Here is a 14300-nt window from a genome sequence, read left to right as displayed (position 1 = left end):
GCGCGACAATGTCGTGATCGCCCTGGCCCTGCTGCTGGGCATCACGGCGGTCGACCTGATCGACGCTCAGGCCAGCACGGCCCGGCACAGCCGTGCGGTGGGTCGGAAGCGCTCCTATCGGGATCGCAGCGGCTTCCCGCGCGGCGTTCAGGCATCCCGGGGCGCTGCCCGGGACTTCAAGACGCCGCCCAACCTACGGCATGCCCCGCCGCTCGCGTCGGTGTCGAAGCGGACGACCGCCGCTTGAGGCATGCCTCTTTGAGCGAGCGACCCGCATAGCCTCGGCGGTCAATCGCATCGCCCGTGCGGATCTCTGAGGCGCCCAAGCCGGCGTTGATCGAATAGACAACCGTCGGGCTGACTCTAGACGACGATCGATGGCGTGGTCCCCGCCGACCTCCGCTATTTGGTCAACCGCAATCGGCCTCGACATTGGGTCACACATGCGCGCTTGGAGGGCAACCTAGCTTGGCACGGCTATGAGGGTGTCACTGGAAACGCCTTGATGTCTGCTTTCGAGAGCCTGCCCTTCAGCGCTCAATGACCGGAGCAGGCGCCAAGCCGAATGTCCGGTCTTGCGCGTTCCGACGAGCCAGCGTGACGTAGTCTGGCCGAAAGCCGCTCGTCTGCTTTCGGCGATTGAAGCGGTGAAGCGGACACTCTACGCGGCGCAGTCGGTCGCCTCAAAGTGCCCCCAAGCGGACCTTCAAGCCGCTGCCGACCAAGGTTCGCGTGGGTTGGTAACCGGAATTCGGCGTCTCAGCCCAAAACGGACATTCCGCGTTCGATCCGACCTTGCTGTAACGGCGCACCCGGGTTGTCCTTGCAAGCTGACGTCAGGCGCACAGCCATTCCGACCGTCCCGCGCCCACTCCGGCCATCTGGCCGCCCGGGCCGCATCCCAAATGCGCGCGTCGGAGCAGCCCAGATTGTCAGCCTGGAACGCGCCACAAGCTGAATTTCCCCAGGCTCTGAATAGGCGATCCACCCGCTTGGCGCTGCTTATGGTGGGGCACACACGTTGCTACAGAGCGCCGCGGTCGCAAGCAGACGGCTGAGGGGCTCGGTCTCCGGAAGGGAACACCATGGTTGAACGGATCGATCGCCGAACCGCGCTCGTCGGCATGGCCGCCGCCGGTGCGATGACGGCAGTTGAGCCTGCACGAGCGGTCGGTGCGGCCCCTGCAAGCACGTCAGCATCCGCCAGCGAACTGTCGGCTACGATCCGTGGCGGTCGTCTCTCGGCGCGCGAGATCGTCGACGCCCATCTCGACCGCATCGCCGCAGTGAACCCGCGCTTGAACGCCGTCGTGCAGCTGACCGCGGAGGCCGCCCGTCGAGAGGCGGCCGAGGCCGATGCCATGCTGGCGCGCGGTCAGGTCAAGGGGCCGCTCCACGGCGTTCCCGTCACGATCAAGGACACTCTCGAGACGGCAGGGACCATCTGCACCGGCGGCACGCTGGGGCGTAAGAGCTACGTCCCGAAGGCCGATGCCACCGCCGTCGCGCGGCTGCGGGCCGCCGGTGCGATCGTGCTGGGCAAGACCAATGTGCCTGAGTTGGCTGGGGCCCTCGAAACCGACAACCTCGTCTACGGGCGGACGAACAACCCCTACGATCTCGCCCGCACGCCCGGGGGCAGCAGCGGCGGCGAGGCCGCCATCGTCGCAGCCGCCGGCTCGCCGCTGGGGCTTGGGACCGATGCCGGGGGCAGCATCCGCGTCCCCGCCCATTATTGTGGACTCGCCGCGCTCAAGCCGACCTCGGGCCGCGTGCCGCGCACCGGTCAGTTCCCCCGGCCGATGGGCGCGCGCAACGCCGTCTTCCACGTCAGCCTGATCGCCCGCAAGGTGGATGATCTGGCCCTGGCCTTGCCGATCATCGCCGGGCCCGACTTCCAGGACTACACGATCGTCGACATGCCGCTGCTCGACAGTCGCGCCGTCGACATCGCGAAACTGAAGATGGCCTTTTTCGACAACGATGGGTTCGCGCCGCCAACGGCCGAGATCGCGGCGGCCGTACACCACGCCGCCGAGGCGCTCGCGCAGGCGGGCGTTAGCGTAGAGGAGCGCCGACCGCCGGACGCCGCGAAGGCGGGGACCATCTACTACGACATGACCCGCGGCGACGGCGCAGCGGGCGTCCGGGCCTTCCTGAAGTCAGTTGGCACTGAGCGCATCTCACCGCTATTCGAGCAGTCGCTGGAGTCACGTTCTTCGCCCGCGATGGGAAGCATCACGGAGGCCCTGGCGGCGTTCAACCGATGGGATGCCTACCGCAACGCGATGCTCGCGTTCATGCAGGACTACGACGCGCTGCTCTCGCCCGTCCTGCCGTACGCGGCGCCGCGGCACGGCACCAGCTTCGATCCGGACCTGCAGAAAGGCGCCGGCTACGCGCAGATGCACAATCTGACCGGGTGGCCGGCTGCGACGGTTCGCGTCGGCACATCGCCGGAAGGCATGCCGCTCGGCGTTCAGGTGGCGGCTCGCCCGTGGCGGGAGGATGTGGCCCTCGCACTCGCCCGTCATCTTGAAATGCGCTTTGGCGGATGGACCGCGCCCGAGATCTGAAAGTGGGCGGCTTGCGGGCAGCGCTTGTCTCGGCGACCGCGAAAGACAACGCAAGCATCTGGACCTGAGGATAGAACGCTGACAGCACAGATGTTCACCAAGCTGCCCCGACTGATGAACAGCCGCCGCCAGGGCGGCGGCTGACTGGAGTTGGCCGTAAGCGGAATGGCCGCTTCGGAGCAGCCTCGCCGGAAAAGCAGACCTGCTGCTGCCGACCCAATCCAGCCGTCAGGAGGGCCCCCGGTGCTTCCCCGAAGCGGACGTTCATCAGCCGCTCTGTGACTTTTGGCTTAGGCTGATCGGCGGAAGTTGGGGTCGCGCAGGAGAGCAGACCTGCGGTCAGGTCTTCAACGCTGCAGGGCGACAGCTATTTGACGGTGGCCTGAACGCAAGTGAGTGGGGCTTGTCAGGAATAGTTCGTTAAAACGCCCTCGTTACAACCTTAGCGCGCATCGACTGGGGTCATCTTCGTTTCCCAGCCGGTTTGGTGGGTGAGTAGATGTTGGCGGTTGCATCAAACGAAGCGGACCGGCTGGCTGCCCTGCGCCACCTCGCGATCATGGACACGCCGAACGAGGCGCACTTCGACGCTGTCTGCCGTCTGGCGCGTGACTTATTCTCCGTTCCGATCGCCCTGGTTTCGTTGGTTGACGAGGACCGACAGTGGTTCAAGGCCAAGTGTGGCATCGACCTCGACGGTACGGAGCGAAGCATCGCCTTCTGCAGCTACACTATCGGCTCCGATGAGGTGTTCGTCGTCGACGATGCGACGCGCGACCGGCGCTTCGCCGCGAATCCATTGGTGCATGGCGAGCAAGCCATACGGTTCTACGCCGGGGCGCCGTTGATACTCCGACCCGGGATCCGTGTCGGGGCGCTCTGCATCAAGGACACGGTTGCGCGCTCTTTCTCGCCCGAGCAGGTCCGTCAGCTTCGCGATTTAGCTGAGATCCTCGTCGCACACCTTCGCTTACGTGAGGCACAAAAGGGTCAGGAAGTGGAGATCGCCGAACGCATGAGCGTCGAGCGTCGTCTCCTGGCAGCGAATGAGTTCCAAGCAATCGCTGAGGAGACAGCTCGCCTCGGCCATTGGCGCATCGATGTAGCCAATCGGACGATTGAATGGTCAGCGGGCATCGCGAGCGTTTTCGGTCGTAACCCGGAACTCCACGTGCTCGATCTGGAGGAGCATCTCGACTTCTACCATCCCGACGATCGTGCGGCTGTGCGTGAGCGCATGGAGGCAGCGATGGCCGACCGCAGTGCTCTGCCGCGCGGCGGCTACGATCACCGTTCGCGGGTCCTGAGGCGGGATGGCGAGGTGCGGTACGTTTCCGTGTGTGGTGTAGCCGAGCGGGACGAGGCGGGTCGTGTCATCTCGCTGCATGGCGTGTGCCTCGATGTAACCGATCTGGCCCGCTCAGAGCGGGAGCTTCGCGACACGGGGGCGTTACTGCGCGCGACCCTGGAAGCGATGGATCAGGGCCTGCTCATGACTGACGCTGACGATCGCGTCCGCGTGCACAATGGCCGCGTCGCCGCGATGATGGGCGTACCTGAAAGCCTGCTCTATGACGGCGCGCCCTTCCAGGCTGTGCGCAGGCATCAGCTTGAGAACGGCGAATTCGTCCACCTGCCGGATCGCCTCAGGCGGTGGCTGGAATCGGGCGAGCCGGATTTGCGCGTCGACAACTACGAGCGTCAGCGCCCAAATGGCACCATCCTCGAAGTCCGCACGCTGCCGGTGACGACGGGCGGCGTTGTACGCACCTTTACCGACGTGACCACCCGCCGCAGCGCAGAACGGGCACTGCGCGAGAGCGAGGCTCACCTGCGTGTCAGCGAGGAGCGGCTCGCGCTGGCACTCGACAGCGGTGAGGTGTGGATCGGCGGTGAAGCGGGCCCACCGGCTATAATTAAGGCAGCGCGTTGTCATCACTAGCGAAATCGAATAGGGGGCGGGGTCCCCGTCGGCGCCGATCGGGACCCCGCCTGTAGGCCAAAAACGTTCGTTTGTTGAGGACGTTACCGTCGTTTGGAAAAGGGCCCCGGTTCGGCGCTTATTCATATCCTGCCGGCCGACGCCATCAAGGGCTGGCAGGGACCATCGCACTTTCAACAGGGTAATCGGGGAAAGGGGCAATGGCTCCGCAATAGCTCAGGGCATGGCCAAAGAGATTCTCAGCGTCGCCGACCTTCGTCGCAAATCCGAGGTGTCGGACAAGGAGATCGAAGCAGCGACCGCGTCCTATCTCGCGGACGAGTCGGCCAAGCCCTTCGCCTTCAAGTCCGGTCACACCATCGATGTCGCGAAGGCAACTGAGATGCACCCGCAGGTCAAGAAGCGGCTGGCCGCTAAGGCGACCAAGCCGGGCCTGCGCCGCACGATGGTGAAGACCGCCGTGATCATCGGCTTCCCTGTCGAGGGATGAGCGCCGAGACTGATCGCGAGCAGCTGCGCGAACGGTTGCTCGTCCAGCTAGGCGGCTTCATCCAGGGCATCGGTCGGAGCGTCCCGTATACCCGACAAATTGTGGAGCGCGCGATCGCCCACGATCTGTCCTCGGCCTCACAACCGCTCCGTCTCCAGAGCGATCGCGCGTAGCTGAGGGCGTCTCTCGTCGGCGGAGGCATAGGTAAAGTGTAGATAATCTGGGGTGAATGCGCAGAAAGCCGCCAGCCGTTCTGCGTCCGGCACGAGCATCCGGCGCTGCTGCAGCAGGATCAATCCCTCGTCCCGTAGCGTTTTGAGGGATCGATTGACGTGAACTGCAGTCATCCCTGTCACGTCAGCAAGCTCATCCTGTTTCAGAGGCCACGCGAAGCCATCCTCCACAGGGACGCCGACCGCCAGCAAGCGAGCCTGCACTTCGCAGATCACGTGAGCAATGCGCGGAGCCGACAAGCGCCGTCCGTTGTTGATGAGCGCCTGACGCAAGATGCTATCGGTCTGGAGCGAGGACCAGCGCACCGCCCGCGCGATGCCGGGCGAGCGCTCTATCGCATCCGGGATCTCCAAGGGGTCGATCTCGGCTACTACGCCGCGGGTCAGCGCAACGACGGAGTGATCCGCGTAGCCAAGTAGGTTAGTTTGAACGTGGCTGATGTCGCCCGGCAAGATCAGATCGGTGATCAAGCGCTGACCGCCAGGCAGAAGCTTCGAGCGGCAAGCCCAGCCGCGCAGCATGACAAAAACCCGTTGGACCGGATCGCCCTCACTGACCAGTGGTTTATGCGGTTCGACGTTCCGGGTGCAACGGGCGAGGTGTTTTAGGAGAGCGCGATCATTCTCGCTGAGAGCCGCGCCGTGTGCGAGCTTGCGGATGAGGTATGTTTGCAAAGCGAGGCATCCCTCCCGCGACAGCCATCTAGTCCTGGCATACCGGTATTCAATTAGATCGCGTCGCCGCTGATTTCCATGTGGTGGCCTAACCGCGCGGGAGCGGACCGGCCGAAAATTACCCACAGCGGACCTGAGGGGTGCGGTCGATCCTAGTCTTTTCCGCTAATTCGCTCGACCCGCGCTGCGAACTCCCAGACCAGAATGCCCCAAACCTGCCCTTGCTTGGTCCGGTAGCCCGAGCCTCGATCAAACTTGACCCGGGTCGGCTTGACCGCCAGGGCCTTGCTGCTGGAGACCCTCAGCACGCCGCAGCAGTCTACCCGCAGCGTCCCGTGCTCAGGGTGGAGGGCGAACAACTCGGCCGCGGTCCAGCCGAGCGCATGCGCCTCGGCGCCGAGGCGGTCGCAGAAGTCGATAGCGGTCTCCCGAAGCGGCACCCACCGGGCCGGGGTGAGATACCGGCAGGGCGAGGCGTGCGGAGACAGGTCTTCTATCGCGCTGCGTCACACGGCGGCGGCTTCGGGGAGCATGGTGGGGACGAAATCGGAAGCCATCCTATGGCCTACGGCAAGCGCGGCCTATCGGCCATGCGGCGAGAAGCGGGATTGCCCTCCCATCTGGCAAATATAGGCACGCCTTCTGCATGCAGCTCACCGCGTCAGGATGTGCTTTCTCGTCAGCACCTAATGCAAGTCGCGTGACGACCTCTGAGCTAAAATCTCAAGATCTGAGGGCGCGTTCATGAACTATATGGTTGGAGACCCGTCCGGAACGCTGCCGAAGGCCTTAGCGCACGAAATTACAGCGAACGGATACGCTGTTGTCGATGATTTCGTCAATCCGGATGATCTATCTGCCGCTCAAACGTTCGTTAAAGAGGCGATCACATCCAATGGCGGTGAGTACGTTGGTTTTAATGGGACTCAGCATCTCGCCGGAACGTTTCTGGCCAACCTGCCGGACGACCCAGAATTCGTAGCCCTTTGTCGTGGCATCTATGAGAGCGAGCTCGGAAAGCCCGCGCCTGACGTCGGCTTCTATCAAATTCTGCGCTGCCTTTCAGGGAAAAGCGCCAAGAAGCACGCCATGCGCTTCCATTTTGACTCCTACGTCCTGACCGCCCTGATCCCAGTCACTGTGCCGGATCGCGGCAATCCCGGTCGGTTGATTATTCACCCCAACACCCGCGGCATTCGACGGACCTACCTCGGAAACCTCGTGGACAAGGTGCTGGTCGATAACCGGTTCTCACAGGCGCTGTTCAACGCGGCATACCGTCGGGGCAGCAAGCGTGTGATCCGCTTATCGCTCAAGCCTGGCAGCCTCTACTTCTTCTGGGGCTACCGCTCGCTGCACACCAACGAGCCCTGTGATGCTGACGCTATCCGCGCCACGGCGCTGCTGCACTATGTGGATCCCCATGCGGAAAGTCGGGTCAAGCGGGTACTGCGTCGGCATTGAGAATGGCGCTCGGCCGCAGGCTCTCATGGCTTCAGCTCGGCCCGCCGCCCGATCTGATCACGGGCTAACGGGGCTTGGTGCCGTTCCTCACGGCAAGGGGCCAGAACGCGACGCGGCCCGAGATCAGGATGGAAGAGGCCGGCTAGCTGAGTCTCAACAGCGGTCTTGGGCGGCGTCTTGGATCGGGATACCCGTCAGCAATGATGGGTCTTCTCGAACTCTACGCCGATCAGGAGCGGTCTCGCCGCACGATGGCGTCGCAGATGGGCTCGGCCAAACTAGGGACTTGTTCATCACGAGCGTTCTGGTCGAGCATCGCTTGCACTCTGTCTGGATGCTTCGGCACCCCGAGCAACCGAGCTAAGCCGTCAGCGACGCCTCGACGTACCGCGTCCTCCTGCTCGTGATCGTCATTGCGATCCACAACCGTAAAGCTCACACGGATGCTCCAGAGCAATATCTAGGGAATTTGAGATAAAGGATCGCCCGCGGCCCCGAGGAGAGCCCCCGCCAGCTTGTGAAAGGTGCCAGCAATCAAGAGCCCCGCCACCCGATTTGATCATAGGTTGGCGGAGGTTCATCAAACCTGCAGATCAGGCTGTAAACACCTGCAGGAGTGCTCCGAGGCTACCCAACGCGGCAGCGCTGATGCCGCCCACGAGGGCGATATCCCCGCTCGCTATGTGTCTCGATACTGGTGCAAAGCGGTAGGCTGTCGACGCTAGCGCGACACCAAACACAGCAATCGCCAGAGCGGCGGCCATTAGAATTGTCATGAGGATGATCCTTGTCCGCCAGCGGCGGGACTGACCATCGCGCGGATAAGTACAACCGTTGAAGCGGGCGAAATATCCACCCGCGACAAGGGCAGCCATTTGGCTTCGCAACTGCTGATGGCTATGCGGACTTCTGGGCGAGATAGCCCTGCACAAAACTCGGGAGATGGCTGCCCAGCCAGTCGCCCATCTCCTGCTCCTCCTTCATCGACTGTTCCAGTACGGACTTGTCATCGCTGGCCCCGGACGCATCAGCCAGGGTAATTAGCACCTTGTATGAGCTGATCTCATAGGCCTTGAACCCAATAGCCGCGAGAACGTTCTTCAGCACTTCGTCACCCGCGGCGGCATGGGCAAACCCCGCCACTGTAGCGACGGTGCCGGTGACCGCTTCCTTAAGAAGCGACTTCTTAGACCCGTGCTTTGCGAGGAGATCGTCAAGTCGTGCAGCCTGTGTGACCGAACGTTCGTGATCGGCCTTCATCTTGGCGTGTAGGTCTGGGTACGCCTCCATCCGAGGTAACTCGTTCTGGATCGTACCGATCGCCTGGGTCTCGACGGCGTGTTGATTGCGCAGCCCATTGAGATAGACGTCCATCGCTCGTTTTACGTCGTTCATGCCTGGATCCTTATCTCAATAGCTCAAAGCGAGTGGTCCACGCTCAGCAATTATCGGCGCCCGGCTTAACCGGCTGACCCTCGGGGGCCTTCTTCGAGCCGTCATCCTTCATGGCGGCGCCGGTGTTGTTCATCGCACCGACCGTGCCCGGGGACTCCGCCTTGGCACCGGGGCTCACCTTGGCAGTCGAACCACCATCGACGTTCGAACTGGTATCCTTCCCAGTGGCGGCACTCGTCGTCGTGCCGACATTGCACGGCGCGGCCACAGCGAAGCTCGCTGACAGCATGAGTACCGTGGCGGCGGCAGTGATATTCAGGATTTTGGACATGCTTCCTCCAGATCTAAGCCTGAAGAGAAGGGCACTTCTTGATCATTGTTCCTGCCGACCCCGTGTGGCAACTGCTCGCGGCGGGGGGATGCGGCCTCATCCATTCAATTACCGAAACCGGATCTCGGGCTCACCGCCCGATTGGATCACGGGCTGTCGGTGCGGCTACGGCAGAGGTGCTAGTATGGAAGAAATCCGCATGTCGTCATGAGGCGGCTGCCATCCCCCTGGCGAGCGCGAACGAAACCGAGCTTGAGATGGTTCGCCGGCATATCCGCGAAGGCGCGGGTCAGCTTGCCAGTCAACGATTTCTCATAGCCCGGATGAGAATGAACGGTATCTTGACCGAGGAGGCTGAAAGGCTCCTCCTCGCCTTTGAGGACACCCTGAAACAACATGACGCGCATCTCCCGCGGATTGACGATGCCACGGTGGCCAAGCCCGGATCGGGCATGGGCTGACAGATCTCGATCGCCGAACCGCAGCGTGCCGCTAGGCCCTACCCCGATCTGCTCACGGGCCGGGTGATCGTCGTGCGTTCTGGCACTGCAGCCAGTGGCTGGTACACTGGTAGACGATGCACAAGCTCCCGCCCGCCAGCCTCTACCGCCTACGACTGCTTTCTGAGGCTGGTCCGTGCGTCTATCCAATGACCGCGTACATGCGTCGTCTGGAGGTTCTCGGCCTCGTGGCAGCTACCGGGCGAACGGAACCCGATAAGGACAGCGTTGAGTACGAGATTACCCACGCCGGTCAGGCCGAGCTGGAAGAGCGCTACGGGCCGTTGCCGCAACAGCCGTTCGACGACTGAATTTCGAACCGGCGCCGGATCCGCCCACGCCTTTTCGTGGGCGGGGGAGCGTCCGATCTCAACAGCGTGTGAGCTAAGCAAATACGCGACGTGGCTCTAACGGGACGCACCTGTGGCCGATGGACCGGCGGCGACTGCCACGGGATCGGTTCACTAGTTGGTGCCTTCTACTCATGTGAACCGCTTGGCACTCGTCGGCGTCTTTGCAGCCCTGTTCGCTGGGATCGTCCTGTTGGACAGGGAGCGTGCTTGATGCCGACTGTTCTTGATCCGATCGGCTGTCAGACTCTTAAGGGCGAGAGATCGATACCGTAATCATTCGAACCATCCAGCCGGTAGCGGGCAATCCAACGATGTAGAGGTACAACGAAGACAGAGCCCGGCCGACCATTCGTTGAGTCCTACGTCTATAACAATGCCCAGACGACCCACGTACTACCGCATCTTGATGGAGATGCCTTTGCAACTAAGCGTGGCCATTGAGCGTTCGAATTACAGACCTATAAACCTCGATGCCGCTGCGGAAGCCGACTCGTTCCTCGTCGATCTACCGGAGCGCGCGTTCGCTTTTTCCGTCAGGCGAATTCACGCCGTTGTCCGGCAGGCCCCAGGCTGTGGATCGGCGGTGAAGCGGGACCCCGACCATAGTTAAGGCAGCGCGTTGTCATCACTAGCGAAATCGAATAGGGAGCGGGGTCCCCGTCGGTGCCGATCGGGACCCCGCTCGTAGGCTAAAAACGTTCGTTTGTTGAGGACGTTACCGTACTTTAGAAAAGGATCCCGGTTCGGCGCTTATTCACGTGCTTGGATGCCACGACGTTCCATACCGTCCCCTTATGCGGACGCGCCACCGCGCCCGTCACGGGGAACGTCCGCTATTGAGGAGCGTCCGCGGCTCAATTTATGACGGAGATGGCCGCCAAGCCGAATGTCCGGTCTTGCGCGTTCCGATGAGCCAGCGTGACGTAGTATGGCCGTAAGCGGAATGGCCGCTTCGGAGCAGCCTCGCCGGAAAAGCAGACCTGCTGCTGCCGACCCAACCCAGCCATTCGGACCGCTGCCGGCGCTCCTCCAAAGCGGCCGTTTTGTCAGCCGTTTGAGAACTTCCGGCTTGGGGCGGGGAGCAGCTGTTGGCTGGGCATCAGCAAACGGACGTGGACTGTCGCCTTGGGGAGACGGTGACACCACTGTGCTACATCTACAGGTCGCGCGGGTTAGACCTTCGCCGGCCCTTCCCTCAGAGGGGCACGACCGTTGTCAGACCGGCCAGTACCAATGGGATCACTGCCAGAGCGAGCACGGTCTGGGTCGCCGTGATGCCCGCCATCAACGCGGCGTCGCCACCTAGCTGCCTCGCCATGATGTAGGCCGAGGAGGCGGTCGGTAGCACCTGGAAGAGAAGAGCGGTCGTCAGCGCGGGACCTTTCAGGCCGGTCAGCACGGCCACAAGGACCGTGGCGACGGGCATCGCCAGGAACTTCATCGCAGATGACGAGGCGACCGGCCCCACCCACTGCCGCGCCGAGCGGAACTCCAGTGCGGCGCCGATGCACAAAAGACCGAGAGGCAGTGAGGCCGCGCCCAGCGCCTTCATGGCAGGCTCCAGCCCCGGCGGAAGGCCCAGGCCGAGCATCTGGAATGCGATGCCCCCTGAAGAGCCTACGACGAGTGGGTTCGTCACCAGTTGCTTGATGAGGCCCCGGCCGCTCAGCTTCGCCGAGCCGTGACGGGCGAAGACCAGCACGCAGAGCACGTTGACGGTCGGCACGATTGCGGCGTTGCAGATGGCCGCCAATGCAATGCCCTTCGCTCCGAACAGACCGGCGGCCAGGGTCACGCCGACGTAGTTGTTGAAGCGCACGCTGCCCTGAAACACCGACGTGAAGGCCGGGCCATCCACCTTCATGAGGGGGCGCAGTGCGAGGACGAGCGCGGCGACGCTGACGGTCGAGAGGATCAACGTCAGGGCGATTTCGCCGACGGGCAGCGCCTCAAGCTGCGCGGTCGCCAGCCCGTGGAAGAAGAGGCACGGGAGTAGGACGAAGTAGCCCAGCCGCTCCGCCTGCGGCCAGAAGCCGTCGTCGAGGAAGCGGCGGTGCCGCAGCACCATCCCGAGCGCGATCAAGCCGACAATGGGTAGAAGGGCCAGAAGGACGGCGCCGGACATGCCTGCTCTCCCAGGGCCGCGACGATGCGGCGGCAGCCTTCTTCGAGGCTGGCGGTGCCGGTGGCGAAGGACAGGCGCAGGTGACCCGGGGCACCGAAGGCGCTGCCGGGCACGGTCGCGACACCTGCCTCCAAGAGCCTGTCGGCAACCGCCACGTCGTCAGCGGAGCCGTTGAGTCGCGGGAAGAGGTAGAAGGCACCCTCCGGAACCGGCACGGTCAGGGCCGAGCTTCCTGCAAGGACGGCCACGCCCGCATCACGGCGCTCGCGGTAGACGGTGTTCCGCTCAGCCAGAACGTCCTGCGGGCCGTCCAGCGCGGCAATTGCCGCGATCTGGCTCAGCGTCGCAGTCTGAGTGCAGTTCTGACCCTCGACGGCCGTGATGCGGGCGATCAGCGCCTGTGGTCCGAACCCCCAGCCCACACGCCACCCGGTCATGGCGTAGGCTTTCGAGACACCGTCGACGAGGAGGATGCGGTCACGCAGATCGATCGCGACCGCGGCGATGCTCACGTAGGGCTCCGCGGCGTAGCGGATCGGGGCGTAAATCTCGTCCGACATGACGAGCACGTGCGGATGAAGCCGCAGCACCTCCGCCAGAGCTGTCATCTGGGCATAATCATACAAGGTGCCTGAGGGATTGCCTGGAGCGTTGAGCACGACCCATCGCGTCCTCGGCGTGACGGCCGCGGCAAGCGCAGACGGCGACAGACGAAAGCCCTCTACCATCGGACAGGGTATGATCACGGGCCGTCCGCCGCAGAGCCGGACCATGTCGGGATAGCTGGCCCAGTAGGGCGCCGGGATGATCACCTCGTCCCCTGGCTCTATGGTCGTCAGAAAGGCGTTGAAGATCACCTGCTTGGCACCACAGCCGACCGCGACTTCTGCGTCCGCGTAGTCAAGACCGCGGTTACGTGCGACCGCCTGTCTCGCAGCCCCGCGTAGGGCGGGCATGCCGTTGGACGGGGTGTAGCCCAAAGGTCCTCGTGCGGCCTCGATGGCGGCATCCGCAACATGGCTCGGTGCGGCAAAATCCGGCTCGCCGAGTGTGAGATCCACGATGTCGTGCCCGGCAGCGCGAAGCTCTGCGGCACGGCGCGCCATGGCGAGGATGGGAGACCCCTTCACGGCGGTCGGCTGGTTCGGTGCAGCGGTCTTCATGACTCGCTGCGTAACAGTTTGCTTTGACGAGCAGAAATTCTTAAATATCGTCGTCTCGATGACTTTTTCTCATCGGTCGTTGGACCATGTCACTCCGCGTTCTCAGGACCCTGCAAGCCATCGCCCAGCACGGATCATTCGCTCGGGCCGGTGAAGTGGTGGGACTGACGCAATCGGCCGTCAGCTTGCAGATCAAGGCCCTGGAGGATGAGTTCGGGGCGCAACTCTTCGACCGATCTCGACGGCTGCCTCGGCTGACGCCTGCTGGGCGGATCGTCTTGGAGAAGTCGGCGGAGGTGTTGGAGCTCTACGATCAGATCGCGTCGGCCTTGAGCGATGAACAATCGCTTGCAGGGCGGCTGACACTCGGAGCCATCCAGACCGCCTTATCCGGTGCCGTGCCGGAGGCCCTGGTCGATCTCAACAAAGCCCATCCCCGGGTTCGCGTCCACGTCGCCGCCGGCATGTCAGCAGAACTGGCTCTGCAAGTTTCGAATGGGGATTTGGACGCCGCCATTACGACGGAACCCGTCCGCCCTCATCCTCAGAACCTCGTCTGGACCCCGCTCTACGAAGACCGCTTCTGGCTCGTCGCCCCCACGGGACACGCGGATCTCAGCCCGCGCAAGTTGCTGGAAGAGCTTCCGTTCATCCGCTTCGACAGCCAAGCCTGGGCAGGGCGGGTGATTGACCGGGAGTTGCGGCGGATGCGTCTGACAGTCCGCGAGGAGATGGTGCTGGACAGCCAGGATGTCATTCTGCGGATGGTCGAGCGGGGATTGGGCGTTGCGGTCATCCCGCTCTCCGACGATTTGCGGGCGACCCTCCACCTCACCTGCCTGCCCTTTGGCGAGCCTCAACTGACCCGGCGCGTCGTGCTTCTTGAACGGCAAGATCGCCGCAGTGGGCGTCTTGCCGGAGCCCTGGCCGAGGCGGTGATGAAGATCGCGCGGACCACTTCGAGATCGGAGTCGCGATGAGGTGGTGTGGACGCGCGACCGCGAAGTAGACGTTCCGAGCGTCAGAAACGGATTGTGTTCGTTCGTGCGCGAG

The 14300-nt window shown here is 63.4% G+C and carries 13 protein-coding genes and 1 pseudogene; 8 read left to right on the top strand and 6 right to left on the bottom strand.

All coding sequences use genetic code 11. The features are described 5' to 3' along the window. The 4 genes and pseudogenes from MKK88_RS33160 to MKK88_RS33145 form a co-directional block, all read left to right on the top strand. A pseudogene (locus tag MKK88_RS33160) lies at positions 1 to 247 on the top strand (hypothetical protein); the annotation flags it as partial. An 838-nt stretch (positions 248 to 1085) separates the two neighbouring features. Beyond that, positions 1086 to 2576: an amidase gene (locus tag MKK88_RS33155; protein WP_244007934.1), complete on the top strand. Its 1491-nt coding sequence runs from the start codon at positions 1086 to 1088 to the stop codon at positions 2574 to 2576. A gap of 499 nt (positions 2577 to 3075) precedes the next feature. Further along, entirely contained in the window at positions 3076 to 4518 is a 1443-nt protein-coding gene (locus MKK88_RS33150; protein WP_244007932.1) for a PAS-domain containing protein, read from the top strand. 223 nt (positions 4519 to 4741) lie between these two features. After that, positions 4742 to 5008, top strand: coding sequence for a hypothetical protein (locus MKK88_RS33145; RefSeq protein WP_244007930.1), 267 nt, complete (start codon positions 4742 to 4744; stop codon positions 5006 to 5008). Positions 5009 to 5145: 137 nt separating this feature from the next. Here the strand turns inward: MKK88_RS33145 and MKK88_RS33140 are convergent, their stop codons facing one another. Further along, a complete protein-coding gene (locus tag MKK88_RS33140; protein WP_244007928.1) occupies positions 5146 to 5916 on the bottom strand; it encodes a Crp/Fnr family transcriptional regulator in 771 nt (256 codons plus the stop codon). Between the two features lie 152 nt (positions 5917 to 6068). Continuing rightward, positions 6069 to 6356, bottom strand: coding sequence for a hypothetical protein (locus tag MKK88_RS33135; protein WP_244007926.1), 288 nt, complete (start codon positions 6354 to 6356; stop codon positions 6069 to 6071). 304 nt (positions 6357 to 6660) lie between these two features. Between MKK88_RS33135 and MKK88_RS33130 the strand changes: the two genes are divergently transcribed. Continuing rightward, positions 6661 to 7380: a hypothetical protein gene (locus MKK88_RS33130; protein ID WP_244007925.1), complete on the top strand. Its 720-nt coding sequence runs from the start codon at positions 6661 to 6663 to the stop codon at positions 7378 to 7380. Positions 7381 to 8277: 897 nt separating this feature from the next. Here MKK88_RS33130 and MKK88_RS33125 read toward each other — a convergent pair. After that, positions 8278 to 8775, bottom strand: coding sequence for a DUF892 family protein (locus tag MKK88_RS33125; protein WP_244007922.1), 498 nt, complete (start codon positions 8773 to 8775; stop codon positions 8278 to 8280). A 43-nt stretch (positions 8776 to 8818) separates the two neighbouring features. Next, complete coding sequence (locus MKK88_RS33120; RefSeq protein WP_244007919.1) at positions 8819 to 9106, bottom strand: hypothetical protein; 288 nt, start codon at positions 9104 to 9106, stop codon at positions 8819 to 8821. Positions 9107 to 9144: 38 nt separating this feature from the next. Here MKK88_RS33120 and MKK88_RS33115 point away from each other — a divergent pair, with 38 nt between their 5' ends. Continuing rightward, positions 9145 to 9567, top strand: coding sequence for a hypothetical protein (locus tag MKK88_RS33115; protein ID WP_244007917.1), 423 nt, complete (start codon positions 9145 to 9147; stop codon positions 9565 to 9567). A 188-nt stretch (positions 9568 to 9755) separates the two neighbouring features. Then, positions 9756 to 9917, top strand: a complete 162-nt coding sequence (locus tag MKK88_RS33110; protein WP_244007915.1) for a hypothetical protein — start codon at positions 9756 to 9758, stop codon at positions 9915 to 9917. Positions 9918 to 11154: 1237 nt separating this feature from the next. Here MKK88_RS33110 and MKK88_RS33105 read toward each other — a convergent pair. Together MKK88_RS33105 and MKK88_RS33100 are read right to left on the bottom strand one after the other, a co-directional pair. Next, positions 11155 to 12084: an AEC family transporter gene (locus tag MKK88_RS33105; RefSeq protein WP_244007913.1), complete on the bottom strand. Its 930-nt coding sequence runs from the start codon at positions 12082 to 12084 to the stop codon at positions 11155 to 11157. Beyond that, positions 12039 to 13190 carry a pyridoxal phosphate-dependent aminotransferase gene (locus MKK88_RS33100; protein ID WP_244007911.1) on the bottom strand — a complete coding sequence of 384 codons (1152 nt, stop codon included), beginning with the start codon at positions 13188 to 13190 and terminating at the stop codon, positions 12039 to 12041. Before MKK88_RS33100 ends, MKK88_RS33105 begins: the two co-directional genes overlap by 46 nt. Positions 13191 to 13333: 143 nt before the next feature. Here MKK88_RS33100 and MKK88_RS33095 point away from each other — a divergent pair, with 143 nt between their 5' ends. Next, positions 13334 to 14227, top strand: a complete 894-nt coding sequence (locus tag MKK88_RS33095) for a LysR family transcriptional regulator (RefSeq protein WP_244007909.1) — start codon at positions 13334 to 13336, stop codon at positions 14225 to 14227. Positions 14228 to 14300: the final 73 nt, after the last annotated feature.

Origin of the sequence: Methylobacterium sp. E-005, from assembly GCF_022829725.1 — a bacterium.
Classification (GTDB): Bacteria; Pseudomonadota; Alphaproteobacteria; order Rhizobiales; family Beijerinckiaceae; genus Methylobacterium.
This window is presented reverse-complemented; position numbering and strand designations above follow the sequence as displayed.

Bases quoted from the DNA above. Each gene is read 5' to 3' on its own strand.
- MKK88_RS33155 (WP_244007934.1), top strand. From the start codon at position 1,086: ATGGTTGAACGGATCGATCGCCGAACCGCGCTCGTCGGCATGGCCGCC.
- MKK88_RS33150 (WP_244007932.1), top strand. From the start codon at position 3,076: ATGTTGGCGGTTGCATCAAACGAAGCGGACCGGCTGGCTGCCCTGCGC.
- MKK88_RS33145 (WP_244007930.1), top strand. From the start codon at position 4,742: ATGGCCAAAGAGATTCTCAGCGTCGCCGACCTTCGTCGCAAATCCGAG.
- MKK88_RS33130 (WP_244007925.1), top strand. From the start codon at position 6,661: ATGAACTATATGGTTGGAGACCCGTCCGGAACGCTGCCGAAGGCCTTA.
- MKK88_RS33125 (WP_244007922.1), bottom strand. From the start codon at position 8,775: ATGAACGACGTAAAACGAGCGATGGACGTCTATCTCAATGGGCTGCGC.
- MKK88_RS33120 (WP_244007919.1), bottom strand. From the start codon at position 9,106: ATGTCCAAAATCCTGAATATCACTGCCGCCGCCACGGTACTCATGCTG.
- MKK88_RS33110 (WP_244007915.1), top strand. From the start codon at position 9,756: ATGACCGCGTACATGCGTCGTCTGGAGGTTCTCGGCCTCGTGGCAGCT.
- MKK88_RS33105 (WP_244007913.1), bottom strand. From the start codon at position 12,084: ATGTCCGGCGCCGTCCTTCTGGCCCTTCTACCCATTGTCGGCTTGATC.
- MKK88_RS33100 (WP_244007911.1), bottom strand. From the start codon at position 13,190: ATGGCGCGCCGTGCCGCAGAGCTTCGCGCTGCCGGGCACGACATCGTG.
- MKK88_RS33095 (WP_244007909.1), top strand. From the start codon at position 13,334: ATGTCACTCCGCGTTCTCAGGACCCTGCAAGCCATCGCCCAGCACGGA.